Here is a 25306-nt window from a genome sequence, read left to right as displayed (position 1 = left end):
ATTAAGCCCCAATCCTTATTTTTTTAGGATATGACAGTATAAAATTATTGTAGATACAAACAATATTTAGATTATTGCACATTATGTCTCTACAAAAAGAAATTGACGACACAAGAAAAGAAATTCGGACTGATGGTTATTCTATGTCTATTGGCGAATGGATTAGTCTTTATGAGAACAATGAGGTTAATATTTATCCAGAGTTTCAACGGTTTTTTCGTTGGTCAGATTATCAAAAATCAGCTTTTATAGAATCAATTTTATTAGGAATACCCATTCCTCCTATTTTTGTTAGTCAAAGAGATGATGGGGTTTGGGATGTAGTAGACGGTGTTCAGAGACTATCAACTATCTATGAATTTGTTGGTATTTTAAATAAAAATGAGGAAGAAAATAATAACGATCCTGTCGCTTTACAAAGAACTACATATTTACCTTCTTTGGAAGGTAAAAAATGGGATGATCCTGATGATAAAGAAAATTCTCTGACGCAGACACAACGTTTATTAATTAAGCGAGCAAAAATTGCGGTCAATATTGTTGAAAAAGAAAGCGATAAAATGATTAAATATGAGTTGTTTCAACGACTCAATACAGGTGGATCAGTCGCTACACATCAAGAAATCAGAAATTGTATTCTGTTGATGTTAAATAAAAATTTATATAAATTAATTCGTTCACTTGCTGATTATGAATCATTCAAAAACTGTATTGCTTTGAGCGATAGACTTTATGAAGAACAGTATGATATGGAGTTAGTATTACGTTTCATTATTTTGTTCGATAAAGATGAGCAAAGTATCAAAAAATTAGGAGGAGATGTTAACGTTTTTTTGACTGAAAAAATGCGAGAGATAGCAGCTAAAAAAGACTTAGATTATGATAAGATAGAAAAGGCTTTCAAAAAAACTTTTGATGTTCTTAATGAAACAACAGTAGATAATAGCTTTAAAAAATATAAACCAGAACAAGATAGATTTTTAGGCGGTTTCCTCTTATCTGCGTTTGAAGTTGTTGCATTAGGAATAGGATATAATTATAAAAACCTACCTGTAAATAATAAAATACCTGATATCATAAAAAGCATTTGGTCAGATGAAACTTATAAAAAACGATCAGGGACGGGCGTTAGGGCTGAAAGTCGTTTACCTTATCTTGTCCCCCTTGGTAGAGAGGTATTTTTTAACTCATGAAGCTCCGAAATATTGAACAGTTAAGTGATAAACTTTCCGATGATATTGCTTGGCGAAAAAAAGAACTTTCTGAAGTTAAATCTTTAGTAGAAAGAAAAGATATTTCTGATCAAAGACATCAGCTATTTATTCGTAGTGGAGTTTGTATTTTATATTCCCATTGGGAGGGTTTTGTTAAATTAGCAGCTAATTCTTACTTAGAATATGTTAGACTTAAAAAAATTCGCTATGATCAACTTTCTAGTAACTTTTTAGCTTTAGCAATGAAAGATAAACTTAAGGAAGCAAAAGAGACAAATAAACCATCATTATATATACCTGTTTGTGATTTTTTTCTTGTTGAGTTAAATAAGAAATGTTCTCTCCCTAAAGATGCAATTTCTACAGCATCAAACCTTTCTTCTGAGACTTTTCAAGAAATTACTAATATTTTAGGAATAGATTTTTCTATTTATTCTACTAAGTCAAAATTGATCGATGAAAAACTGTTAAAAACAAGAAATGAAATTGCACACGGTAACTATTTGCTGATAGATAGAGACGAATATATAGAGTTACACACAGAAGTCATAGGAATGCTTGAGACATTTCGTAATCAAATAGAAAATGCTGCTATTAATGAAGATTTTAAACGAAATTCATCTTAGTTAAAATAATACTAAAATTTATTATATTTTATCAATCTTGAAATAATTACTGAATAACACAACTAAATTCAGGTAACAAAGAAGTGGTTAAAGTATCTGAAAGGGTTTAATTTTGTTAAACCCCTACAAATTATCATGATTACCGTAGGGCATAATACTATTATGCCCTTAATCTTTGGGACATTGTGATCACATTGAGATCATCAGATGACTCCAGAATACCAGCAATATACCAGCACCCAGTCCTAATGGTGTAGCTAAAAATTCCACAAACTCTAACATCACTAAAAAACATTTTAATACAGTTAATGATACGTCCATGGGTAAGCCCCCAAAAATTTAATAAAATGACATCTGATTCTGAGGATAAGAGCGATTTTCCTTTATAGTCCTAGTCTTCCCCTTGTTTTAGTCTTGGTTCCCGATTAGATACAAATTGTAACAGAAAATTTCAAATTAAACACTCTCGACGAAAAAGAATGGTTTAGGTTCCCTCCACTTCATACTACAAGCAGGGTTTTCTCTATTCCGTATAAATCGATAGCATTTTTAACCTTAGACCAGCATAATTAATAAATTATTTAGCAACTTTTTCTAAAATTGTTAAGGGTTTTAATTCTTTTAAGGTTTGCAGTTGTTGTTCATACTGTTGAGCCGCTTTTGCCATTTGTAAATCCTCAAAGGTCAATAAAACCCAACGATCTATTAATCCTGCGTCTAAAATTAAGCCTCCAGATTTACCAATTTCTGTGGGAATATAAGTTAAAGCAACAGGTTTGTTTTCTGCTAACCAACGGGCTAAATACATAGATTTTCTTCCCCCATAAATAACCACTCCTGGAATATTTATCTGGGAAGGAATACCAAGATTAATGGGTTTGAGACTGTCAGGAAAATCTAGAATAGGAATAGGGCGATCACCAAAAAAATCAATAATATCCCCTGCTTTAAATGAAGCAAAATGCCATTGATCTCCCCATAAATTTTCTGGTAATGCTTGGGGGGGAAATTGTTCTAATTTGATGGCGTTAGGATGGCGTTTTTTTAAAATTTCTTTGAGTTGATCTGTGCGTCTATTCGGTTCCACTTTAATGTTTAATGCCGCCCCTGCTAAGGTTAATAAACTTAAAGATTGAGGACGAAAGACTTGAATAAGATTAGGATTATATTGCTCAATAATTGACCTTAGTTGATTAATCAACCAAGTTGAATTCGCCTCAGATTGTTGACAAGTTGCCTCATGAATTATCTGTCCTTGAGAATCACAAATAATCAGTTCCCATTGAGAACTATTGTCTCGATCATTTAAAGAATGTTTATAAAAATCTGCTTGCCAAATCCTCATTAATTTTTATTTATTTAATTTTTATTAGGCTCATCTTATTGTAACATAATTGAAGAAGAATACAAAATTCTTAAACATTAAATCCCCAATTTATCGTTAAAGAAATCTTATCATTAAGATAAGCATCAACAATAAGGTCATCAAATGAGCAATTCTCACCCCCTAGAAGAAAACAAGGAAAGTTGGTTAGAAATAGGCAAAATTGTCGCCCCACAGGGATTAAAAGGGGAACTAAAAGTGCTGCCGAGTACGGATTTTCCTGAGAGATTTGAAGAACCAGGAAAACGATGGTTACAGTCTCCAAAAGGCTTATCTCCTGAACCTGTTGACTTAATCAGTGGGCGATATATTCCGGGTAAAAATCTTTATGTTATCCGTTTAAAAGGGATAAAAAATATAGACCAAGCTGAGTTATTAAGGGGTCATAAATTATTGGTTCCCAGTAGTGATCGTCCTCAATTAAAAGATGACGAATATCATGTATCAGAATTAATTAATTTAGAAGTTTATCATCAATTAACGGGAGAATTTATCGGTATCGTAACGGATATTTTTGGGGCTGGTAATGATTTATTGGAAGTGCAATTAAATCAAGAAGATGCCTCAGTTCAACCTTCAGAACTCACCAATACTCAGCAACAGTCAGAAGATAAACCCAAGCAAAACAAAGTCTTAATTCCCTTTGTCTATGAAATTGTTCCGGTGGTTGATTTAGATAATAAAAGAATAGAAATTAATCCCCCCAAAGGATTATTAGAATTAGCTAAATAGGCAAGTGATACCAAATCCGCTTTAAAAAGTAGAGTTATTAAAACCAACAAAACCCAGTAGAGACGTTGCAGGCAACGTCTCTACGTTAATCTATTTTGATAACCGGATTTGGTATAATTTGCGCTTGAGGGTTGAAACTCCGCTAATGGCTCCGAGTGCCAGGAAGCCAACAATAGCACTAGGTTCAGGAATCGGTTCAGATTGGGGGCCACCTCCACCTTGTGTGATCTCACCTACGATAGTCAAACCTGTTAGCCTTGTTCCTAAAATCCCCCCATTAAATGATTGAAGGATGCTGCCTGTCTCAATATCAAATTGAAATATGTTTCCACTCGTAATGCTAGCTGTCCAGAAAGATGTTCCATCGGGATCTAAATTTAAGGCAAACAACAACTCAGTTCTGGGTGTTGTGTAAGTTTGAACAATATTTCCCTCTCTATCTAATCGTTTTGCCGTACTTGTAATACTATCAGCGACTAATTCTCCACCATCTTGAAGAATGCGATGGGCAAAAGACTTGCTTAATGCCGTAGAGAAGTCTGGAAGCTGTGCATTAGTACAAACGTCGAAGGCTCTTATCGTTGTTCCCTCTGAGGTATAGCGCATCGTACATTGGTCAGCCGCTAAGTCAATCCAATCGGTTCCACGTGGCCCCGTTATTGGATCAAAGCTAGTTAGTAAGTTGCCATCGGAATCAAATTTAAGAATATTCCTTGTTCCCTCAGCTTGACCTACATAAACATTGCCAGACTTATCAAACACAATGGATTCAGGATTCGCATTATAGCCACTGCCAAAAGTACCGAGCAGGACTCCATCCGGGTCGAATTTCACCACTTGCTGGCCTGAGAAAAGCGTCACATAAAGATTTCCGTTGGCATCAAAAGCCATGCCAGTTGTCTCCCCGATGAATCCTGTATCAAGTATGGTTTTTAAACTTCCCCTATTATCAAAAACTTTTATCAAACCATTACCAACACCGGCGATAACATCTCCATCCTCAAATATCGCCCCTTGAGCATTACCCTGGGCGATGGTCATCCCAATTATCCCAGCGATCGCCAGGTTCTGTAATAAGTGATGTTGATTCATAAGGTTTTCGTACAGAAAAAACTAAAAAATTATTTTGGGTAAGTTATTTTACGTGAATACTTAGCAGTTTTTAGATAAATCACCCATTGATGAACTTCTAACATCAATCCCTAAATCCGTCAAATTACCCAAAAAACAAAAAAACTAGACCTTAATAGACAATCTTATATTTTGGGAATAAAATTGTTCAATAATGTCATAGTTTTTCCAAGTATTTGCATTTCTTATTTAAAGAGTTTTGCCAGTTCCGTGCTTGGTAAATAATCTCTTGATTAGCTAATTTTACCCTAAAATTCTTCTGTTCCTTTAGCATATTGTTGCTTATAAAACTTGGCATAACGCCCTTCTTTTGCTAACAATTCATCATGGGTTCCCGACTCAACGACTTGTCCCTTTTCTAATACTAAAATACAATCAGCACGACGCACTGTACTTAAACGGTGAGCAATAACAAAAACCGTGCGATTTTCCATCACCCTTTCTAATGCTTCTTGTACCAATGCTTCTGACTCAGAATCAAGGGCTGATGTTGCTTCATCTAAGATCATAATACGAGGATTTAATAATACTGCTCTTGCGATCGCAATTCTTTGTCTTTGTCCCCCCGATAGGTTGACTCCTCGTTCTCCGACCCAAGTATGATAGCCTTGGGATAACTGTACAATAAATGAGTGGGCATTGGCAATTTTTGCGGCATTTTCTATTGCTTCATAATCAAATTCTTCCTGTCCATAAGCAATATTTTGGGCGATAGTTCCTGAGAATAATGTGGTTTCTTGGGGAACAATACCAATTTGACGACGTAAACTTGTTAAGGTAACATCTTTAATATCAATCCCATCAATTAAGATTTGTCCATCTTGAGGATCATAGAAACGAGGGAGTAAATTAACTAGGGTTGTTTTCCCTGCACCTGATGAACCGACTAAGGCAATAATTTGACCAGGTTGTGCTAATAAACTGAGATTTCTCAGGACTGGTTTATCTAAATTGTAAGCAAAACTAACAGCAGAATATTCAACCTTTCCGATCACTTGTGGCAAGATTAAGGCATTTTCTTTCTCGACAACTGTTGGGGTTTCTGCCATTAATTCAAAGATACGGTCAACGGATGCTTCTGCTTGTTTAAATTCATTATAATTACTGGTCATTAAATCAATAGGATGAAGCAAGATAGCAACAGCAGCTAAATAACTAACAAATTCTTCTGACCTTAAATTGCCTTGAGAAATTTGCCATCCTCCAATAAAAAAGAGAGAGAGAATGCTGACTGCTTCTAAAAATCCTACCACCGGATATTGAGTCGCTTTTAATTTTTCTGCTTTATATCTTGCGTGACGATTTTGTTTAGCTTCTTGAGAAAAACGTTTGACTTCATAGTCTTGTGCGGCAAAGCCTTGAACTACACGAATACCACTAAAAACCTCAGTCAATAAGGATGAAAGGTTAGATATTTGGTTTTGACTGCGACGAGATAATATTAATAATTTTTCCCCAAACTGACCAACTAAAGTGGCCATCAATGGGGCTAAAATTAAACTAGCAATGGTTAACTGCCAGTTCAAATAAAACATATAGGCGGGAATAACAATTAATTGCAGTACGTTAGAAACAAATTGATGAGATAATTTATCGACAATTTCTCCAATTTTATCAATATCTTCAGTTAAACGATAAGTTAAATCCCCTGTTTTTGCTGTTTCAAAATAATCTAATCCTAATCGATGTAAATGGGCATAAACTCCCTGGCGAACATTTAACACCATTTCCAAAGAAGCATCAATCATAAAGATATTCTGTCCATACTGAAAAATGCCCCTCACCAAAAAAGCTAATGTTCCGAAACCTAACCAATAAGCAACTTCTTGAAGATTGCCTTGGCCAATATATAAAGAGACTCGTCCCGCTAAAAAGGGTAAGGATAAAGTTACCGCAACAAACCCTAAAATACACAAAAAACCTTTAATTAATGATGGCCATTCTCTCCAAAGATAAGGTAATAATTGCCACCAATTTGAGCGTTGTTTCATATCAATTATTTAGTTATCATCTGTTGATTAAATTTATGAGAGGCATTGAACCGAACGTTCGTTACAGAATTAGGGCTGATTGAACTGAACGTTCCTTAAGTCTTCCTCATTGATTCCCAAATAACCTAACAAAAAACGGGCAATTCTGACAGAAGCTCCAGGGGGGCCAAAACGGTTGCTCCCTTTTTCCAGACAATCAGCGAGATAATCGGTATCAGCGAGGGTTTTAGCCACACATTGAGCCGCTTCTCGCAAGGTTTCGGGGGTTGCAGGGCCTTTGCCGATAGTTTGGGCGCAACTGCCGATTAAGCGCGTTTGTGCTTCAGCAAATTCGTAGGTAAATTGAGGCCCTTCCCCTGGTACTTGAATCACGGGTTTTCCTAGGGCAATACCTTGATCAACCGCTAATCCTGCCATACCTAACATCAGGGTACAGTTATGCAAAATATCACTAAAAGCATCACCATAACATAAGACTTGAACCGTTCCTTTCTCTGTCTGGTATGTAAGTTTTCCTTCTTCAGCTTGCCATCCTTGACTATTAGCAATTTCCCCTAATTCTTGCATCACTTTGGGAACCAAAGCGGCCCGAAATTGAACGCTCTCAGGAGACATCACTTTGACAATTTCTGAAATCAGATTGAGTTGTAATTTAAAGTTACGAACCGCTTCGGGTAATCTTGATCCTGGCAATAAAGCAACCATCGGAACATCAGAATTTAGTTGTAAATCTTTGCCTGTGGGTTGCAATTTATCCAGGGAAGGAATACCCCCAAATTGTGCTTTTGTGATGCCTTGTTGACGTAAATCTTTGGCTGTGTAAGGATCTCTAGTGAACACGGTAACACATTTTGGCGATCGCAAAAAAGTCCCGATAAAGGGCCCAATATTTAACTTTCCTTCATACAGTGCGGATAAACAGGAAATAAAGGAAACATAGGGATAACCAGTAGAATAAGCAAACCCTTGAGAAACCGTGTCTCCTGTAGCCATAATTAAATGGCAACTAGGGGCATATTGCCAAACCGCTTGGAGTTGTCGCCAACTCAAGCCAACTAACCCGGCTTTTAAGTCCGTGAGCAGACGAAAACGATTAATATAGGAAAACCCCCCAGAAGGCATATTTTGGGTGGGGCCAATGATGGGGACATTTAAGCGACGGTAGGCGTTACCTTCTCCCACAATGGGCATAGCCGCCACCTCTAGATTAGGATACATTTGCAGTAGAGTTTCAATGACATAGGAAGAGTGGTTATCCTCTCCATGGCCATTGCTGATAAATAATATTCGTTTAGACGGTGACGACATAAGCTGGTTTCCTGTGGGAATTTTCAATAGTTAATATTTAACCCTAAATCTCAGGGTTAAATACCATTAGCCTCACTATCTTTTTTCGTCAAATCAGAAGGAGGGCGATCACTACTCCAGGCCCACCATACTTGTTCACAGTCACAGTGATAAAATTCTTGCCAGCGACGACGATAGTCTTCCCCAATCACTGGAGACTGTCGATTAATCCAGACTTTTTGGGCCTGACTCGCAGCCCCATGACAACGGGGACAACAAAATTGTAACCCATGAATAGCCGTCTGAGTCCAAGCAGGGGGAAGGGGACTAAAAGCATCCATCTTTGTTAATTCCTGATTAGCTGTAATCTACATTATGCCCAATTGTTGCTTATGCTGATAGATAGTGAAGTATTGGGAATTCTTTAATGTCATTGTCAAGCGATCGCCTAATTCCTCTTAAACTAACGACGGATAATGCTATCTCTGAATTATTACAAGGATGGCAAGATTGGCTAGACTTGGGGTTAATTTCTGAGCTTGATGTTAATACCCAAATTAACGGACTTCATTCGACATTTAAGCTAAATCTTACCACAACCATTCAAGCTACAGATCTCTTAACCAGTTTGCAAACTTGGCAAACTGCGGGACTTTTATCTAATAATACTCAAATTGCTTTAACTGTCAACGTTAAAGCCTCTCATCCTGCTTTATTAACGGGGTTAGATCAATGGTTGCAACGGGGACTATTAAACCATGCTGAGGTAAGACGACTTTCTCAGCAATATTTGACCTCTCCTCTCCCTGTTGTGGTTCCTAGCCTAAACATATCACCCCCTGTCCCCTCTCCTCTCCCTGTTACTCCAAAACCTTCAAAACCTCGAAAAAAACGCCGACAAACCCGCAGAATTGGGCAAATGGTGCAATCTTTAATGGCAGAATTAAGCGTCATTTGGTTGCTGTTATTGGGTGTTTTTATGGTGGTGATTTCTTCAGGGGTACTTGCGGCCAGTTGGTGGGAAACCTTCCCTGCTGTCTTACAGTATGGGATTTTGTGGTTATATACCTTAGCTTTTGGGGTAGGAAGTTGGTGGACAGGAAAACAAGCCAATTTACGATTAACAACTCAAGCTTTACGGACGGTTACTTTATTATTAGTACCGATTAATTTTTTCGCCATGGACAGTTTTCCCCTTTGGTATACTGTTTGGGGATTATTAGGAATGATGGTAGGTAGTTTATCATTAACTGCCTTGACTTTGAAAATTTTTCAGACAAATTCTGAGTCTTCAAACACACCTTTACCTTTATTAAATCATTTAACTTTAACTTATTTACATTGGGGCTGGACTCTCCCAGGAATTCCTTTAATAGCGACTTATATTGGGGTAATTGGAACAACTATTCTCACCTTATTTTCTCCCCATGATACCAGACCAACTCGGAAATTTTTGCCTTTTAGTTTAACCGAGGCAATTATTATTTATGCTTTAGTTATTCTGTTAATTCGGGCAATTTTTATGGCTCATGTTAATATTTTTCAGTTAGGATTAGCCGTGGCCCTTTGTGGTTGGTTAATGGGGTGGAGATCTCCCCCTCAAACGCCTTGGAAATGGGTGGGCAGTAGTTTATTATGTTTAGGGTGGTTATTATCGGTTTTTACTTATCCTTTACAAGCGATCGCAGTTAGTTTTTTAGCCATACTTTGGTTAGGAAAACGCTTAAAAAACAGTTGGTTAAGACGAGATTTTGGCTTGATTTTTCTGATCGGTTTACAAATTCCTTGGTTAATCGGTCGTTTATCTTTCTTATCGGGTTTTTTTGAGGGAATTACCCAGTTTACGGGAACCCAAAGCAATTCTTTGGTTTTACTTAGTTTAGGACTTTTTCCTTACCTAATTTTGATAGTTTTGTCAAGAAAGTTTTTTATTCGGATTCAGCAAAATAATCTGTCTCAATTTAGCGGCAAAATTGCTTTATATTTAGGAATTGGTTTAACCATAATTAGTTTAGTTAATCCTCTATTTAGAACTCTTAATTTAGTGGCTTCTACCTTGATATTAGGTTATGTCACCCAAACTCAAATACCTCGACATCGAGCTTCTGCAAATCTGTTAGCCTTAACAACTCATAGCACTGGATTACTAGGAATACTTTCTATTATAAGCTATTGCTTACCCACCCTAACTATTAGTTTATGGGGAATAATTTTCTTGGGATTAATGCTCCTAGAAAGCCTATTTTCTTTCAGCAATTTTCCTGATAATTCATTATTCTCATTATTAAATAAAAGTGCTTGGGGAATCAGTCTTGTTTTTAGTAGTGTTTCTTATAGTTTATTCTGGTATAATCTCCCCTTTGTCTCTCCTTTTTGGGGTTTAAGTTGGTTAATTGTTCCCTTATTATTAACTGCGATCGCTACTTGGTATCTTCCCCGACGACAACTGGCCAGTGAGTTAAGTGTAGTTGCTTTATCAATGATGCAGGGACTAACTATATTTTTCCCACAAACTCGTTTAATTGGGGTAATAACTTCCACAGGATTAATGTTTATTAATACCCGATATTTACGTCATTGGGTATCAGCAACATTTACCGTTGGCTTTGGGTTAAGTGTCATCGCTGTTTGTTTATATCCCTTGAAATTATCACCGCAACTCTGGATACTTTCAGGCGTAATTGTCACTGGTATTCTTTGGTTGATTCGTCATAGTTTAGCTGATAATTCTGAAGAGTTGGCATTTTTATATACTAAAGTTTTTGATACTTGGGGATATAGTTTGTCTCTAACTTGTTTAGGAGGCTTTATTTATTTTGCTTCTCCTGATCCTTCCACGACAAACAATCTTATTAGCTCTATTTTGTTGATGATAACTGCTGCTTATCGGAGTTGGCAACCATCTTCTACGTCTAATAAATTCCCCCTTTGGTATAGTGTTTTAATCTTAATTATTGCTCCCATTCCTGCCCTAACATTACCCTCATGGGGATGGATAGAATTAGCGATCGCTACCCTATTAATGATTATTCAAACCCAACTAATTAAACAAGTGATTGCCGCAGCCATTACGATTGGATTAGGATTAGGATTGATTTCAGCTTTTTTAGAGAGTATTGGGTTAATATTTTACCATGAATTTTCAATTAATTGGTTATTAATAGGAGCAATTACAATTATTTTGCTGTGGAGTATTCGTCATTTATTTAATCGTCAGCAAGTCTCATTTGCAACTTATTATAATCCTGCTTTAGATGGATGGGCAATGACTTTATTTATCTGTGATTTTAGTACCATTGCCCTCTTAAATAAACCAGTAAATAATCCTGTAATTTTAGCATTAACATTAGGATTAATAATGATAGGAACTACTTACAGAAGTTTGCAAACTCCTCGCACTTCTCCCCTATTATGGCTCAGTGTCATCACAATTTTACTTGTACAAGTATTGATGCCTAATCTGGGATTGATCAGAATTATTAGCCTAGGAATAGGAACAGGATTACTCTTTATTCATACTGTGTATTTAAAGAAAATATTTGCTGCATTTTTAACCGTTGGTATAGGGTTAAGTTGCCTGATTTTAACTTTATGGCAAGGGGTGGAAGAATGGCAAATTAATTCAGTTTCTATCTGGTTATTAGTCAATATTTTGACTCTGATAAGCCTTTGGTTACTGTGGAGTTATTTAAAACAAAAATCTCACCCTTTGGCTAGAATTTATACAACAGCAATTGATGGGTGGGGTATCATTTCATGTAGTTTTGGTCTAGTCGCTTTGACTTTACATTCTATCGCTATTTATTGGCAATATTTATCTCCTTCTCTGGGGTCAATAATAGCAGCATTTTTATTATTAGGAGCGATTATTTATCGCAGTTGGCACCATCCCACTAATTGGACAATTTATACCCTAGGATGGAGTTTAGAATTATTAACAATAGAAGTATTAGGACTCCTAGAAAGCTCTCTCTTTATTCTAGCTATTGCTAATATAATCTTAGGACTTTGTATACAATTTTTAGGAGCATGGTGGCACCGACACACCGGAGAGCAAAACTTGCTCAGTAGTTGGCATATTTTACCCCTATTATATGGGGCATTAGGAACAGCTTTAAGATGGAATTTCTTTAGTAGTTTTACTGGTTTAACGTCCCTTGGTTTAGCCTTAATTATTATGGGAATTGGACGACGTAGAGCAAGATTTAAACCCTTAATCTATGTTGCTATTGCTGTCTTTTCTTGGTCTGCTTATGAATTATTATGGTATCAAATTTATCCCTTACCATTAGGCGATAACTTGTTAAGTATGGCAGCATTAGCAACCACAATTATGTATGTTTATCGCCTCACTTCTGCGGGTTTATCAAGTTATCTTAATCTTAGCCAACAAGAATTAAAAGTTATTGCTCATTTACACTGGATTTTAGGTACTATATTTCTGGGAATATCTCTCTTATATCCGGTGACAACTAATCAATTAATTGGGTTAGGAGCGGGAATATTTTTAAGCCAATATGCTATCTTAGAAGGGCGAAGATTTAGTGATGCTATTTATGGAGAAATATGGGTCTATTTAGGATTAATACAAGGAGGGACAATTGCTGCTTATGCCGCCTTAACGATACCATCTCCTAACTATTTAGACTACTTTTTTGAACGATGGATAGGAACAGCTATTGCTTTATTTGGAGTCGTGGTTTATAGTTTACCTTGGCAACAATGGGGATGGTCTAAAAAACCCTGGAATCTGTTAGCTTATTCTTTACCTTTAATTGGGGTAATTACCAACCTTTCCTCTCTTAATTCAATTACTTTATTAGTTGCTGCTATTTGTTACGGTATTTTAGCTAAAATGAGTTACAAACCCCGTCTACTTTACTTAAGTTTAATTTTAGTTAATGGGGCAATTATTGAAGGGTTTAAATTAGTTTATCAATTCTCAATATCTAGTTATAGTATTTTGTTTGGATTATCTCTTTTATCAATTATTTGGATCGAACCAAATTGTCAAGGAGAAGAAGGCAAAGAATTAAGACATTTTCTCCGTCTAACTGGTACAGGAATTATTAGTGTAGTTTCCCTCTTGTTTTATAGTAAAATAGGTATTCTACCAGGAATTATGAGCATTATTTTGATTTTTCTCGGTTTGTCTTTACAAATTCGTGCTTTTTTATTTACCGGAACGATTACTTTTTTAATCAATGGATTTTATCAATTAGTGGTGTTAAGTTTGACCTATCCTCTGTTAAAATGGATTATCGGTTTATTCGTCGGTTTAATGTTTATTTGGATTGCAGCAAGTTTTGAAAATCGACGCAGTCAATTTAGTACCTTAATTCGTCATTGGATTAGGGAATTTGAGGCATGGGATTAAGCTTTAGCTACTTAATAAGTAATAAGTAAAAAGATGATCTATTTGAAAACAAAAATATTCTTAATAATCCCTTTGCTACTCTGCTTTAAGATGAATGGGAGTCAAGCATTATCTTGGGAATTAGGGAGAGTAAATATTACCACAATTCAAAAATATTATCCTGCTAAAGCGCAATTTTGGGGACGAATTGCCAACGGAGTGAATCAACCCAGTACCGTTACTTTATACCCTAAGAAAAATCAATTATTAGTCATTATTATTTTACCACAAAACTGCGGCAGAATCTTTCAAATAACACAAAATAAAATTACTAAAGTTACTCATACTTGTCCCCATCAAGATAGTGATGAATCCTTAGATTATGTTAACTGGACGGTTGTCCATAATCCCCTGGATAAACAAATCAAAATGATTGCTCCTGCTACCTCAATTGACAATCCTTTATATATTAGAAAACAAGCCTTTTGGTTAATTACTTATTAATAAGTTGAATTGTTCATTATTGTTATATACTTATAAAGTACGGAAATCCGAATCTTGAGGGGGGGACAATCCCAAGGTGAAAATTTAGCTAACATCAGAGATAATCAGAGACGATAGTATATAAACCCTTTCTAACTTAAAACGCTATGACGGTACTTGAAAAAGGCAACATTACCATTCACACCGAGAATATTTTCCCCATTATTAAGAAGTCTCTCTACACCGATCATGAAATCTTCTTAAGGGAGTTAATTTCCAATGCAGTGGATGCCATTTCTAAGCTTAAAATGGCATCTTTAGCGGGGGAAGTATCAGGAGAAATAGCTGAACCAGAAATTGTGATCGCAGTTGATAAAAGCAATAAAACCCTGTCAATTTCTGATAATGGAATTGGAATGACGACTGATGAAATCAAGAAATATATCAATCAGGTAGCATTTTCTAGTGCAGAAGAATTCATCCAAAAATATCAAAAAGATGCCAATGAATTAATCGGACATTTTGGGTTAGGTTTCTATTCTGCTTTTATGGTAGCAAAACAGGTAGAAATTGACACTTTATCTTATAAAGAAGGGTCCCAAGCTGTTCATTGGTCTTGTGATGGTTCCCCTGAATTTGAATTAACAGAATCCTCTCGAACTCAGGTAGGAACAACTATTACTCTCACCTTAATGGATGAGGAAGAAGAGTATTTAGAACCTCAAAGAATTCGTCAGTTAGTGAAAACATATTCAGATTTTATTCCTGTTCCCATTAAGTTTGAAAATGAGTCCATTAACAAACAAAAAGCCCTCTGGAAAGAATCAGCCCAAAACCTCACTGATGAGGACTATTTAGAGTTTTATCGTTATCTTCATCCCTTCCAAGAAGAACCCTTACTCTGGGTACATTTAAACACCGATTATCCTTACCTACTCAATGGCATTTTATATTTCCCTAAACTGCGTCCTGATGTAGATGTTTCCCAGGGACATATTAAACTGTTTTGTAACCAAGTCTTTGTTAACGATCACTGTGAAGAAATTATCCCCGATTTTTTAATGCCATTACGGGGAGTTATTGACAGTCCTGATATTCCCTTAAATGTGTCCAGAAGCGCATTGACCAATCATCGGACAGTTCGCAGTATTGCCAATCATATCGCCAAAAAGATTGCAGATCGTCTCAACTCTATCTATACAGAGACTCCTGAAGAATACATTAAATGTTGGCAAGATGTAGGAACTTTTGTTAAATATGGTTCTCTCAAAGACGAAAAGTTTAAAAAGCAAGTCGAAGATATTCTGATCTACAAAACGACTTATAAAGCTGAAGAAACAGCCCCACAAATTGCAACAGAAACCCCAGAAATTCAAGTTGAAGCAGAAGGGGATGTTTGGCAAGATGTCGAAAAAGAAAATACAGAAAATCAGGGAAAATTTAACTATGAAAAAGCAGGTTATACCACCTTACCTGATTACTTAGAACGGAACAAAGAGCGTCATGAAAATCGGGTATTTTATTGCACCGATACCCAGACCCAAGCAACCTATGTGGAACTCTACAAAAATCAGGGAATAGAGATTCTATTTATGGACTCTTTCATTGACACAAATTACTTTATTCCCTTCCTAGAAAAAGAATATTCTGAGGTTAAATTCTCCCGTGTTGATTCTGAATTAGACAACACATTGTTACAGGAAGATAAGAGTAATGAAATTGTTGATCCCACCACCAACAAAACCCGTAGCGAGCAAATTAAGGAACTGTTTGAAATCGCCTTAAATAAACCCCAAGTCAACATCAAGACTGAAGCACTAAAGTCAGATACTCCCCAAAATACTCCCGCAGCGATGGTATTATTACCAGAAGCGATGAGACGATTTCGGGAGATGATGGCGATGTCTCAACAACAAATTATGGACTTTCCCGAAGAACACGTTTTAGTGATTAATACAACCCATCCTTTGATCGAAAATATCTATCAATTAAGTCAGGGAAGTATTATCCAAGCAGGGGGTGATTCTCCTTCCGCAGAAATGGCTAAAATGCTCTGTCAGCACGTCTACGATTTAGCTTTAATGGCACAAAAAGGACTCGATGCTGAGGGAATGAAATCCTTTGTAGAACGGTCAAATCAAGTGTTAACTCGTTTGACAAAATAATAGACTTGAACTTTTCATAGTAGGGGTCAATGGCCGTTGACCCCTACTTTAAATATGTCCGACTACTTAGGGGTGTATAACAATTAATTTAGCTATAAGTTAAATTTGATACATTTTTATTTTGTTGATCTTAGCTAAAACTAAAGATTTATAAAAGGCTTGTTAAGAGTTAATAAAATTATAGCATTGTATTATTAAGTAATGTAAAGTAATGATTAACTGAATCTAAAAGATCTAGCAAAGTTACTAGGAATTAATGCACAAACCATAAACTCTTAAGTAGAATCTGACTAGCTCTGCTTTAATGCAACCAAAATTTTGTAGCGAAGTCAACAATTCGTTAACAGCAAAATGTGTTTAATAAAGTAATAGGATGCTATGACAGAATCTGTACTTCAGGGACAACTAAAAACCTCAAGAGATCGCCCTCAAATCCAAAAATGGATGGGTCTTCTCGTCTGGAAAATTGCCATCGCCACCCTCTTATTAATGGCCGTTGGTAGTGCCACCAGAGTCATGAATGCGGGCCTCGCTTGCCCAGACTGGCCCCTGTGTTACGGTCAGTTAGTTCCCACTCAACAGATGAATCTCCAAGTCTTTTTAGAATGGTTTCATCGTCTTGATGCGTCCCTCATTGGGTTAAGTACCCTAGCCTTTGTGGGACTCTCTTGGTGGTTTCGCAAAGAACTCCCGAAATGGCTTCCTTGGGCAGCCGTTGGGGCTTTAGGCTTAATTTTATTCCAAGGAGTCTTAGGGGGACTCACCGTTACCCAGATGTTGAGGTTTGATATTGTCACCGCCCATCTTGGTACTGCCCTCCTTTTCTTTGCCACCCTAGTGGTTATTGCCTTGTGTCTTACCCCCTATCAAGGAACAGCCACCGCCGGAAAACTGCGATGGGTAGGGATGACAGCAGCTATTTTAGTTTATATCCAGTGCTTATTAGGGGGATTAGTGGGTTCCCGTTGGGCTCTCCATCAATGTTTTGGGGACTCTCAACTCTGCGCCGTCATGAATAGCCACATTATCGGTGTTTTTCCCGCAACGATCGCCAGTTTAACGGTTGTTTTTCTGGCGTGGCGTACTCCGGCCCTTCATCCCCACCTCAGAAAATTAGCTTGGGTTGTGGGTGGTGTGGTTGTCCTACAAGTGCTGTTAGGGGTTGCCACCTTCTATTTACACTTACAAGTTGAACCCTTAACCGTCACCCACCATATCGTCGGGGCCGCCCTATTTGGCACCTTAGTCGCCTTGACAACCCTAGCTATCCGCGATACATCAAGGAACATTCAATCCCTTGGTAATTCCTAACTTGATCAACTAACAGAATTTGGTGTGAATTTAATGATTGGGACTGATGCTGTCCGTCGTAACGAAAACTTTCTACAAGTGGTCAAAAGTTACTATCAACTGACCAAACCGAGGATTATTCCTCTCTTACTCATCACCACCGCAGCCTCTATGTGGATTGCTGCGAAAGGCGAAGTAGACTCCTTTCAACTGTTTATTACCCTGATTGGGGGAACCCTGGCTGCCGCTTCGGCCCAAGTAATGAACTGTATTTATGACCGAGACATTGATTATGAAATGTTACGGACTCGGGCCCGCCCTATCCCCTCAGGCCGCGTCCAGTCCCGTCATGCCTTCATTTTTGCCATGATCTTAGGGGTTCTTTCCTTTAGCCTCTTTCTCATTTATATCAATCTTCTCAGTGGCTTATTAGCCATGTCCGGCATTGTTTTTTATATGCTGGTTTATACCCACCTACTGAAGCGCAATAGTCCCCAAAATATTGTTATTGGTGGGGCCGCAGGTTCCATTCCTCCCCTGGTTGGTTGGGCCGCCGTTACCGGAGATTTAAGCTGGGCCCCTTGGATCTTATTTGCCATCATTTTTCTTTGGACTCCCCCCCATTTTTGGGCTTTGGCTTTGATGATCAAAGATGATTATGCTCAAGTCAATGTGCCGATGATGCCTGTGGTAGAAGGGGAAGAATCTACCGTGCGCCAAATTTGGGTGTATACCTTATTAGTTATCCCTTGTACCTTTCTTTTGGTCTATCCTCTGGGGGTTTCCGGTGGTATCTATGGTATCATTGCCCTGGTGTTAGGGGTCATGTTCCTCAAAAAAACCTGGCAATTGAAACAAGCTCCCTTTGATCAAGATAAAGCGCGATCGCTGTTTAAATTTTCGATCCTCTATCTGATGCTGTTATGCACAGGAATGGTGGTAGATAGTCTCCCCGTGACTCATCACGTGATTACAGCCATGGGAGGCCATTTCAACACCTTGGTGAGTTTGCTGCCCCTATAATGGGTAACAGAAAAAACTGTAGGGGCAATTCATGAATTGCCCCTACCAGAAACAGAGTAATATATTAAAATTTCCTTAATTGAGAACTCGAATACTAACGGGAATTCTGCCCGATTTTAAAGAACCAATCGCTCTAAACGCCCCTTGAGACAAATCAATACTACAACGACAGCGGTCTACAATACGGACAATCACACTTTTTCCTGTTCTTCGATTTGTAACTTTCACTTTAGTACCAAAGGGCAATGAGGGATGAGCCGCCATGGGTTGATGATTACTGAAGCGCACTCCTGACGCTGTTTTTTGTCCATGATGGCCAGAAGAATAATAAGTGGCCGTTTGAGCCTGTGCAGGGATAGCTGTCAACGCTATCATCAAGGTGGCTAGGTAAAACTTTTTCATGAGATTAAACTCCTCACGGCACAACTGAGTCTAGGCTAATATACCTAGTTATTTCATTTTTGTCTAGTTGACTGTTTGTTCAACCCTGATTTTGTCTTCAACCTAATCTTTTAATTGAGTGCATCAAACCTTTTTTTAAAAGCCTAAAATTAGCCCAATGTTTAATTATTTAACGCAAATCTCCCATTTACCCTCTCTATATCATAAATTAGTTACCATAAAGACCTTTAAGGCTTCTCGCCTGCCATTTTTGGGTTTATCCGTTTTGGCAATGAGTTCTATGATTGCTTGTCATCATCAATCTGCTTCTGTTCCCATTGAGTCATCAATCATGACAGGGGATACGGTAGAAATTGTACAACAGGGAATTGAAAAAAGCCGTCAGGGGGATTATAAAGCAGCCTTAGCCGACTTTAATCAAGTTATTGCCGAAAATCCCCAAGATATTAACGCTTACTATAATCGAGGTTATGTTTATAGTGGTTTAGGAGAATTTGACAAAGCCTTGGCTGATTTTAGTCAAGCCCTGAAATTAGATCCCCAAATGGGAGAAGCTTATGTCAACCGAGGCAATGTCTATTTACAATTAGGCCAAGATAAAAAAGCGATCGCTGATTACGAAAAAGCCCTAAAAATCAACCCCAATGATGCCTTTGCTCAAAATAATTTAGGACTCGCTCACCTCAACTCAGCAAGTCCCGAATTAGCCAAAATTGACTTTACTGAAGCGGTTAACCTTGATCCCAACTACGGAGAAGCCTATTTTAATCGGGGGTTAGCTTTTGTCGATCTCGGCCTTCCTCAACAGGCGATCGCCGACTTTCAAAAAGCTGCCCAAATTTGGCAAGAACAAGGAGAGGAAACCTCGGCTCAAGCGGCACTAGAACAAATTAACGCCCTAAAAAGCGTAAATAATTCATCTCAAACCCCTTGAAATAGTTGGGAAACAAGGGGGTAAGATAGAGAATGGATATTTCCTTGATTGAGGTCAATGACTGAAAGCGTTACCCCTTGTTCCGATGAAACCGTAGAAATCATCAAATCTCGGTCAAATCCCGTTGAAGATGCGTTAACAGAAAGTATTAAAACCTTGGGGTTAAATCAGATTCAACGCCATGTCTTTCTCTGTGCAGATCAAACAAAACCCAAATGTTGTCCAAAAGATGTTAGTCTCGAAGCTTGGGACTATCTTAAACGCCGCTTGCAAGAATTAGGACTCGATCAAGTCACTCCAGAAAAACCTAGCTGTATTTTTCGCACGAAAGCGAATTGTTTACGGGTTTGCATGGCCGGGCCAATCTTGGTGGTTTATCCTGATGGGGTTTGGTATCGTCAAGCCACCTCAGAAGTCATTGAAAAAATTATCCAGGAACATCTCATTGGCAATAAAATAGTAAAGGAATATGCTTTTTTGACTCATGTACTACCAGAAGCAATTCTCAAGGAGTCTGAGTCAGAAACCCTGGAAATTAAGTCAATGTCTCTGGATTATGAGGGAAAAGACCAGGAAAATTCATAAAGCTTTACCAAAACAACAATGACGGGTCAAGATTGATTTAACATAGTCTTAACCCCCTTAATTACTCCTCAAGCAATTCTATTACCAGAATCTCCATCATAAGTTTAACTGAGAAAACGAATGTCACCCCTTAAAGAAAACTCCCAAAAAGATAATAAACATTTACTGTTAGTTGACGATGATCCTAACTTGATTTTGCTGGTGAAAGATTATCTCGAATTTCAAGGGTATGAAGTTACCACAGCCGAAAATGGTCAAGAAGCCCTAGATCTCTTGAGCAAACAAGTTCCTGATATGATCATCTGTGATGTGATGATGCCAGAAATGGATGGTTATGCTTTAATTGAAAAGATCAGACAAGATGCCCGCACCAGTTGGGTTCCGGTCATGTTTCTTTCGGCAAAAGGCCAAAGTCAAGATCGGGTGAAAGGCTTAAATACTGGGGCTGATGTCTATATGGTCAAGCCTTTTGAACCTGAAGAATTAGTAGCCCAAGTTGAGTCATCTCTAAAACAAGCAAGCCGACTGATGCGCCATAGAAACACAATTTCTTTTGATGAGAGTACCAGAATTCAAGTTCCTAGTAATGTTGAGTTAACCCCAACGGAGTTAAAAGTGGTTCAGTTAGTGGCCCAAGGGTTATCAAATCGAGATATTGCTGAAAAATTGAGCGTGAGTCAACGTACCATTGAAAGTCATGTCTCGAATATGCTTAACAAAACCAATCTTCACAACCGGACAGAATTGGCCCGTTGGGCGATTGAAAGTAATATGGCTTAGGGATAATTATAGACTTCTTGCAAAAGTATACCCCATGGAAAAGGCAAAAGTAGGGGTCAACGGCTGTTGACCACTACTTGCCTCCACCCATATCCTCATCTTAATGTGTGGTGCTGTATTGTTTATTTTCAAGGGACAAGTTAACCCAACTTCTGCAAGAAGTCTGACGAATAGTGACAAAATTTGCTATTCTAGTATTGATGCTGGTGTAGCTCAGTGGTAGAGCAGCTGATTTGTAATCAGCCGGTCGCAGGTTCAAATCCCGTCACCAGCTTTAATTTGTTACATTTCTCATGCAAGTATTTACATAAAACAGTAAAAAGTAAAGAGAACAGTTAAGTGATAGTAGGGTGGGCAATACCCACCCTCCCAATTATGCTAAGGCTAACTGCTTTTTCTTGTCTTCAAGGGGTGCAGTTAAAGCATCTTCTAGGTCGGCTTTTCCTAACTTTTCTTCCAAGATTTTTAGCACTTCTCGTCCAAAATCATTGGGGTTTTGTTGCCATGCTTGTAAGCAAACTTCCCCAAAAAATGATCCCAAGGGTTCAGGGTTCCATAAGAGTTTTTTCGCTGTCCAAGGCATTAAACTCATGGGGTCATATCCTGGTTTAAGGATGTTATGTTCAAAGGCATATTCTTCTAAATGGGTATGAGGTTGTAACCCAATGAAGAAGATTGCAGGTTCAACTTTATGCACCCCAAAAATCGATTCTAATTCTCGATGATAAGCAATGGTTTGACGAATAGTCTCGTAAGTTTCATCAATGACATTAAAGGAATAATTGACTGAAACTAAATCATTAAATCCTGCTGCTTTTAAGTCCCGACAATTTTGTAAAACCGTCCGTAAATTATAGCCCATTCGCATCTTACGGACTAATTCTTGTGAGCCGCTAGTGATACCAATTTCAAAATAATTCATCCCCGTTTTTGCCATCAAATCACACAAATTTGGGGTTAAATTATCTGCCCGAATATAAGCTGCCCAATGAATATCGGTCATCCCAGACTCAAGGATTTTTTCTAATAATTCCTCTGCATCTTTAATAAACTTACGGGCGGGAATAAATTGAGCATCCGTAAACCAAAAATTACGAATTCCTCGGTCATAAAGTTGCCGTATTTCCTTAACAACTTCATCAGCCGGATTAATACGAACTTGTTTACCCTCAACAACAGTATAAACACAGTAACAACAATTATGAGGACAGCCGCGCTTGGTTTGTACCCCAATATAAAAGTCATTCTCTTGGAAATAATAACTAAATTCTGGCCAAATCTTTTCGATATAATCGTAGTTACAAGCCGTCTTTTCTAAGGGGGTTGGGGCTTCATGAATTAGCCGCTTACGAGGTTCTTTTTCCCCGACCACGTAACATCTTTCGTCAGAAAAATCTTGATCCCGTAATAATTTTTCGAGTAAAGTTTCCCCTTCTCCTACTGATACAATTGTCTGATTAGGTAGCTGAGTTCTTAACTGTTCATAAAACACACTCACAGCCCCACCTCCAACCACTAAACGCGCTTCTGGATGATATTGTTTCGCCCTGGTTAGTCCTCGTCGAATTAGCCCCAAGTTACGCCATAACTCGCCATAATAAGCTGTTGTCACCTTTAAACCACCTAAAGCACCTCTGAGACGAATTAAGGGGTTATGAGCGTAATAAAATTCAAAGGCATTTTGTAAGGGGTTGCCTCCCCGTCCCCCCACTGGCGCATAAATTTGAATATCTCGCCAAGAAAAAACGAGTAAGGTGGGCTTAAATTCATCAATACAGTTATCTAAAGCTTTTTTGAAGTCTAAGGGGGGAACTGTCCCTAAATCAAAGATTTTTTGCTCAATATCGGGAAATAACTTATGAACGTGATCCGAGAGATAAACAACACCAATGGGAAAAATGGGGTTACAGGGAAGGCGGCAGTAGAGAATGCGCTGTGCTGTGGTCATGGTTATCTTAAGAGTGTGATGGGCCAGATGGTCTTGTCAAAAGGCGATCGCTTTGAGTTCTGTTACAATCCTAGAGAGCGATCCCCGCTTTTGTAAACTTATTTTTCTTTTCTCAGTTAACTGAGAATTTGTAATATATCTTAACTTTAACGAGATTTTAAAAGACTCGCAAGGGAATGCTTGAAGAGATGATCGGGGTTTAGTGGCAACTCATATACTTTTTAGATATTTTTGACTAAACCTGATTGAGCCTTATATTTTCTGGCCATTGTATCATACTACGTCGTAATATTGCATCTCTTGTAAGAAAAATATTGAATGTAATATTGATTACAGCTAACGGGGATCACGGAGTGTTAGGGTATAGAGGAAATGAACAATCAGAACTCACATTGCCTCAATTACTATGGCTCAGATCCTTGATCCCATCCCAACTGGGCAAAGGAATGCACTCCTTTGCTGCTATGTAAACGCAACGAATCAAATTCAAGTTGTTCGGATTACCAATCTTCCTAAGTGGTATTTTGAGCGTGTTGTTTTTCCCGGACAACGGCTTGTGTTTGAAACTTTACCAAAAGCACAATTAGAAATTCATACAGGAATGATGGCTAGTGCTATTCTTTCTGATACTATCCCTTGTGAACGTCTTTGCATAAATGATGGGGGTAATGAAGAAATGGAAGATGAAGCGATGACTGTTTCTGCCCCCACTGATAAGAAACAAACCATACAAACGAGTGATACATTCACTCATTACAAAGTTTCTACTTTAAAAGCTGCATTAGTTTAGAAAGTCGCATAACGACAATCAATCATTGACAAAATCTAGCTGAGGTTGCCCCTATAGGGGCAATTTTTTTTAGTCAGAAGTAAAAAGGAACTGGTGTACAATAATAACTATTAACTATTAATTATCAACTATGAATTTACCTTCTTTTTTATGGCTTTGGAAAATTGCAGCTTGGTCAATGGGTTTATCCTTATTTGCATACCTTTTATTAGGAATATCAGGAGGATGGATGTTTTATCGGCGAAAGACTCAAAGTTCTCCTCCTTTATGGTTGCGCCCTGTTCATTATGTGATTGGGGCGATTATGGTTATGTTAGTGTTATTATTGTTAGTCATTGGTTTAGTTGGAACATTAGGTCATTATGGTAGTTTAGGTCATTCTTATCATTTAATTGCTGGCTTAGTTACGGTTATTTTAGTCTTAATTTCTGCCACAGCAGCCAGCCAAATTAGTCCAGAACGTCCTAGAATGAGAATGGTACATATTGGCACTAATATTATTTTATTTTTAAGCTTTGCTTTAGTTAGTTTATCAGGTTGGTCTGTGGTTCAGAAATATTTACCTTAAAGTTGAAGCTTAAGACTGTTTAAAATATTTATCAATAAACGTTTAAGGTAAGTTAAACTGTTTTAAAACTTCGGGTAAGTCTTGACGGGGAATAATTCCTTTAAAATAGGTAAAAGGTTATACAAAATATTTCCAGATACTTTACTAATTTTTCTTTCATTCCAGAGTTGTTTGACGAGTTTATGAACTTCCCATGAGGGTAAATTTATCTATATTTTTCATAGTAACTGATTTTATCTGGTTTTATTTAGGCAGATTAGGAGCTTATTCTAACATAATTGTCTCTTTTCATGTTAGCGGTTTTATTCGTTGGTTAGTTCGAGGAGGAAATCTTAAACCTTGTAAGCATTCAGCTATCAGCCGTCAGCCATCAGCTTAAAACTAACGCAAAGATAAGGAGGATTTAACATTGAGAAACTTTAGAGAATTGAAAGTGTGGGAAAAAGCTCATCAGCTTACTTTATCTGTCAGTGAACTTGAATATCACCTGTTACTTGCTTATGATCTTAAGTTACTCGAAGCCAAAAACGATGAATCCCTATCATCGAAAGTGACTGAGATTAAACGAATGCTTACCGCTTTCATTCAAAAGCTGAATACTGAACGCTGACGGCTGA

At 37.7% G+C, this 25306-nt stretch carries 21 protein-coding genes and 1 tRNA gene; 15 read left to right on the top strand and 7 right to left on the bottom strand.

Going from position 1 to position 25306, the window contains the following annotated elements:
• Window positions 1-83 precede the first annotated feature (83 nt).
• Window positions 84-1193, top strand: a complete 1110-nt coding sequence (locus VB715_RS12940; protein WP_323301630.1) for a DUF262 domain-containing protein — start codon at window positions 84-86, stop codon at window positions 1191-1193.
• On the top strand, window positions 1190-1840 hold the full coding sequence (locus tag VB715_RS12935; RefSeq protein WP_323301629.1) for an MAE_28990/MAE_18760 family HEPN-like nuclease: 651 nt from the start codon (window positions 1190-1192) through the stop codon (window positions 1838-1840). The genes VB715_RS12940 and VB715_RS12935 overlap by 4 nt, the downstream gene beginning before the upstream one ends.
• A gap of 577 nt (window positions 1841-2417) precedes the next feature.
• On the opposite strand, the gene VB715_RS12930 is transcribed toward VB715_RS12935, so the two are convergent.
• Window positions 2418-3185, bottom strand: a complete 768-nt coding sequence (locus VB715_RS12930; protein ID WP_323301628.1) for a Tab2/Atab2 family RNA-binding protein — start codon at window positions 3183-3185, stop codon at window positions 2418-2420.
• A gap of 144 nt (window positions 3186-3329) precedes the next feature.
• Here VB715_RS12930 and rimM point away from each other — a divergent pair, with 144 nt between their 5' ends.
• Window positions 3330-3956, top strand: coding sequence for a ribosome maturation factor RimM (gene rimM, locus VB715_RS12925; protein WP_323301627.1), 627 nt, complete (start codon window positions 3330-3332; stop codon window positions 3954-3956).
• A gap of 90 nt (window positions 3957-4046) precedes the next feature.
• Here rimM and VB715_RS12920 read toward each other — a convergent pair whose 3' ends face one another.
• The 4 genes from VB715_RS12920 to VB715_RS12905 form a co-directional block, all read right to left on the bottom strand.
• Entirely contained in the window at window positions 4047-5048 is a 1002-nt protein-coding gene (locus tag VB715_RS12920) for a PEP-CTERM sorting domain-containing protein (protein ID WP_323301626.1), read from the bottom strand.
• Window positions 5049-5335: 287 nt separating this feature from the next.
• Window positions 5336-7078, bottom strand: coding sequence for an ABC transporter ATP-binding protein (locus VB715_RS12915; RefSeq protein WP_323301625.1), 1743 nt, complete (start codon window positions 7076-7078; stop codon window positions 5336-5338).
• 69 nt (window positions 7079-7147) lie between these two features.
• Window positions 7148-8386, bottom strand: coding sequence for a lipid-A-disaccharide synthase-related protein (locus VB715_RS12910; RefSeq protein WP_323301624.1), 1239 nt, complete (start codon window positions 8384-8386; stop codon window positions 7148-7150).
• Between the two features lie 56 nt (window positions 8387-8442).
• Entirely contained in the window at window positions 8443-8706 is a 264-nt protein-coding gene (locus VB715_RS12905) for a hypothetical protein (RefSeq protein WP_323301623.1), read from the bottom strand.
• 86 nt (window positions 8707-8792) lie between these two features.
• On the opposite strand from VB715_RS12905, the gene VB715_RS12900 reads away from it, so the two are divergent.
• From VB715_RS12900 to VB715_RS12880, 5 genes are all read left to right on the top strand, one after another.
• On the top strand, window positions 8793-13742 hold the full coding sequence (locus VB715_RS12900) for a hypothetical protein (RefSeq protein WP_323301622.1): 4950 nt from the start codon (window positions 8793-8795) through the stop codon (window positions 13740-13742).
• Window positions 13743-13832: 90 nt separating this feature from the next.
• Window positions 13833-14225, top strand: coding sequence for a hypothetical protein (locus tag VB715_RS12895; protein ID WP_323301621.1), 393 nt, complete (start codon window positions 13833-13835; stop codon window positions 14223-14225).
• Between the two features lie 146 nt (window positions 14226-14371).
• On the top strand, window positions 14372-16369 hold the full coding sequence (gene htpG, locus VB715_RS12890) for a molecular chaperone HtpG (RefSeq protein WP_323301620.1): 1998 nt from the start codon (window positions 14372-14374) through the stop codon (window positions 16367-16369).
• Between the two features lie 378 nt (window positions 16370-16747).
• Entirely contained in the window at window positions 16748-17680 is a 933-nt protein-coding gene (locus tag VB715_RS12885) for a heme A synthase (RefSeq protein WP_323301619.1), read from the top strand.
• Between the two features lie 33 nt (window positions 17681-17713).
• Window positions 17714-18682: a heme o synthase gene (locus VB715_RS12880; RefSeq protein ID WP_323301728.1), complete on the top strand. Its 969-nt coding sequence runs from the start codon at window positions 17714-17716 to the stop codon at window positions 18680-18682.
• 75 nt (window positions 18683-18757) lie between these two features.
• Here VB715_RS12880 and VB715_RS12875 read toward each other — a convergent pair whose 3' ends face one another.
• Window positions 18758-19084 (bottom strand): septal ring lytic transglycosylase RlpA family protein, encoded by a 327-nt coding sequence (locus VB715_RS12875; RefSeq protein WP_323301618.1) that lies wholly within the window; start codon window positions 19082-19084, stop codon window positions 18758-18760.
• A 157-nt stretch (window positions 19085-19241) separates the two neighbouring features.
• On the opposite strand from VB715_RS12875, the gene VB715_RS12870 reads away from it, so the two are divergent.
• The 4 genes from VB715_RS12870 to VB715_RS12855 all read left to right on the top strand — a co-directional run bounded on the left by VB715_RS12870 (window position 19242) and on the right by VB715_RS12855 (window position 21657).
• Entirely contained in the window at window positions 19242-20018 is a 777-nt protein-coding gene (locus tag VB715_RS12870) for a tetratricopeptide repeat protein (RefSeq protein ID WP_323301617.1), read from the top strand.
• A gap of 57 nt (window positions 20019-20075) precedes the next feature.
• Window positions 20076-20603: a ferredoxin gene (locus VB715_RS12865; protein ID WP_323301616.1), complete on the top strand. Its 528-nt coding sequence runs from the start codon at window positions 20076-20078 to the stop codon at window positions 20601-20603.
• A 120-nt stretch (window positions 20604-20723) separates the two neighbouring features.
• Window positions 20724-21383 (top strand): response regulator transcription factor, encoded by a 660-nt coding sequence (locus VB715_RS12860; protein WP_323301615.1) that lies wholly within the window; start codon window positions 20724-20726, stop codon window positions 21381-21383.
• Window positions 21384-21585: 202 nt separating this feature from the next.
• Window positions 21586-21657: transfer RNA gene (locus VB715_RS12855), tRNA-Thr, on the top strand.
• A gap of 99 nt (window positions 21658-21756) precedes the next feature.
• On the opposite strand, the gene VB715_RS12850 is transcribed toward VB715_RS12855, so the two are convergent.
• Window positions 21757-23337 (bottom strand): photosystem II high light acclimation radical SAM protein, encoded by a 1581-nt coding sequence (locus VB715_RS12850; protein WP_323301727.1) that lies wholly within the window; start codon window positions 23335-23337, stop codon window positions 21757-21759.
• Between the two features lie 400 nt (window positions 23338-23737).
• Here VB715_RS12850 and VB715_RS12845 point away from each other — a divergent pair, with 400 nt between their 5' ends.
• From VB715_RS12845 to VB715_RS12835, 3 genes are all read left to right on the top strand, one after another.
• Window positions 23738-24121, top strand: coding sequence for a DUF1830 domain-containing protein (locus tag VB715_RS12845; protein ID WP_323301614.1), 384 nt, complete (start codon window positions 23738-23740; stop codon window positions 24119-24121).
• Between the two features lie 130 nt (window positions 24122-24251).
• Window positions 24252-24689 carry a DUF4079 domain-containing protein gene (locus VB715_RS12840; RefSeq protein WP_323301613.1) on the top strand — a complete coding sequence of 146 codons (438 nt, stop codon included), beginning with the start codon at window positions 24252-24254 and terminating at the stop codon, window positions 24687-24689.
• Between the two features lie 409 nt (window positions 24690-25098).
• Window positions 25099-25299 (top strand): four helix bundle protein, encoded by a 201-nt coding sequence (locus VB715_RS12835; RefSeq protein WP_323301612.1) that lies wholly within the window; start codon window positions 25099-25101, stop codon window positions 25297-25299.
• The last annotated feature ends 7 nt before the right edge of the window (window positions 25300-25306 follow it).

The sequence above is a fragment of the Crocosphaera sp. UHCC 0190 genome, assembly GCF_034932065.1.
In the GTDB taxonomy this organism is placed as follows: Bacteria; Cyanobacteriota; Cyanobacteriia; order Cyanobacteriales; family Microcystaceae; genus UHCC-0190.
This window is presented reverse-complemented; position numbering and strand designations above follow the sequence as displayed.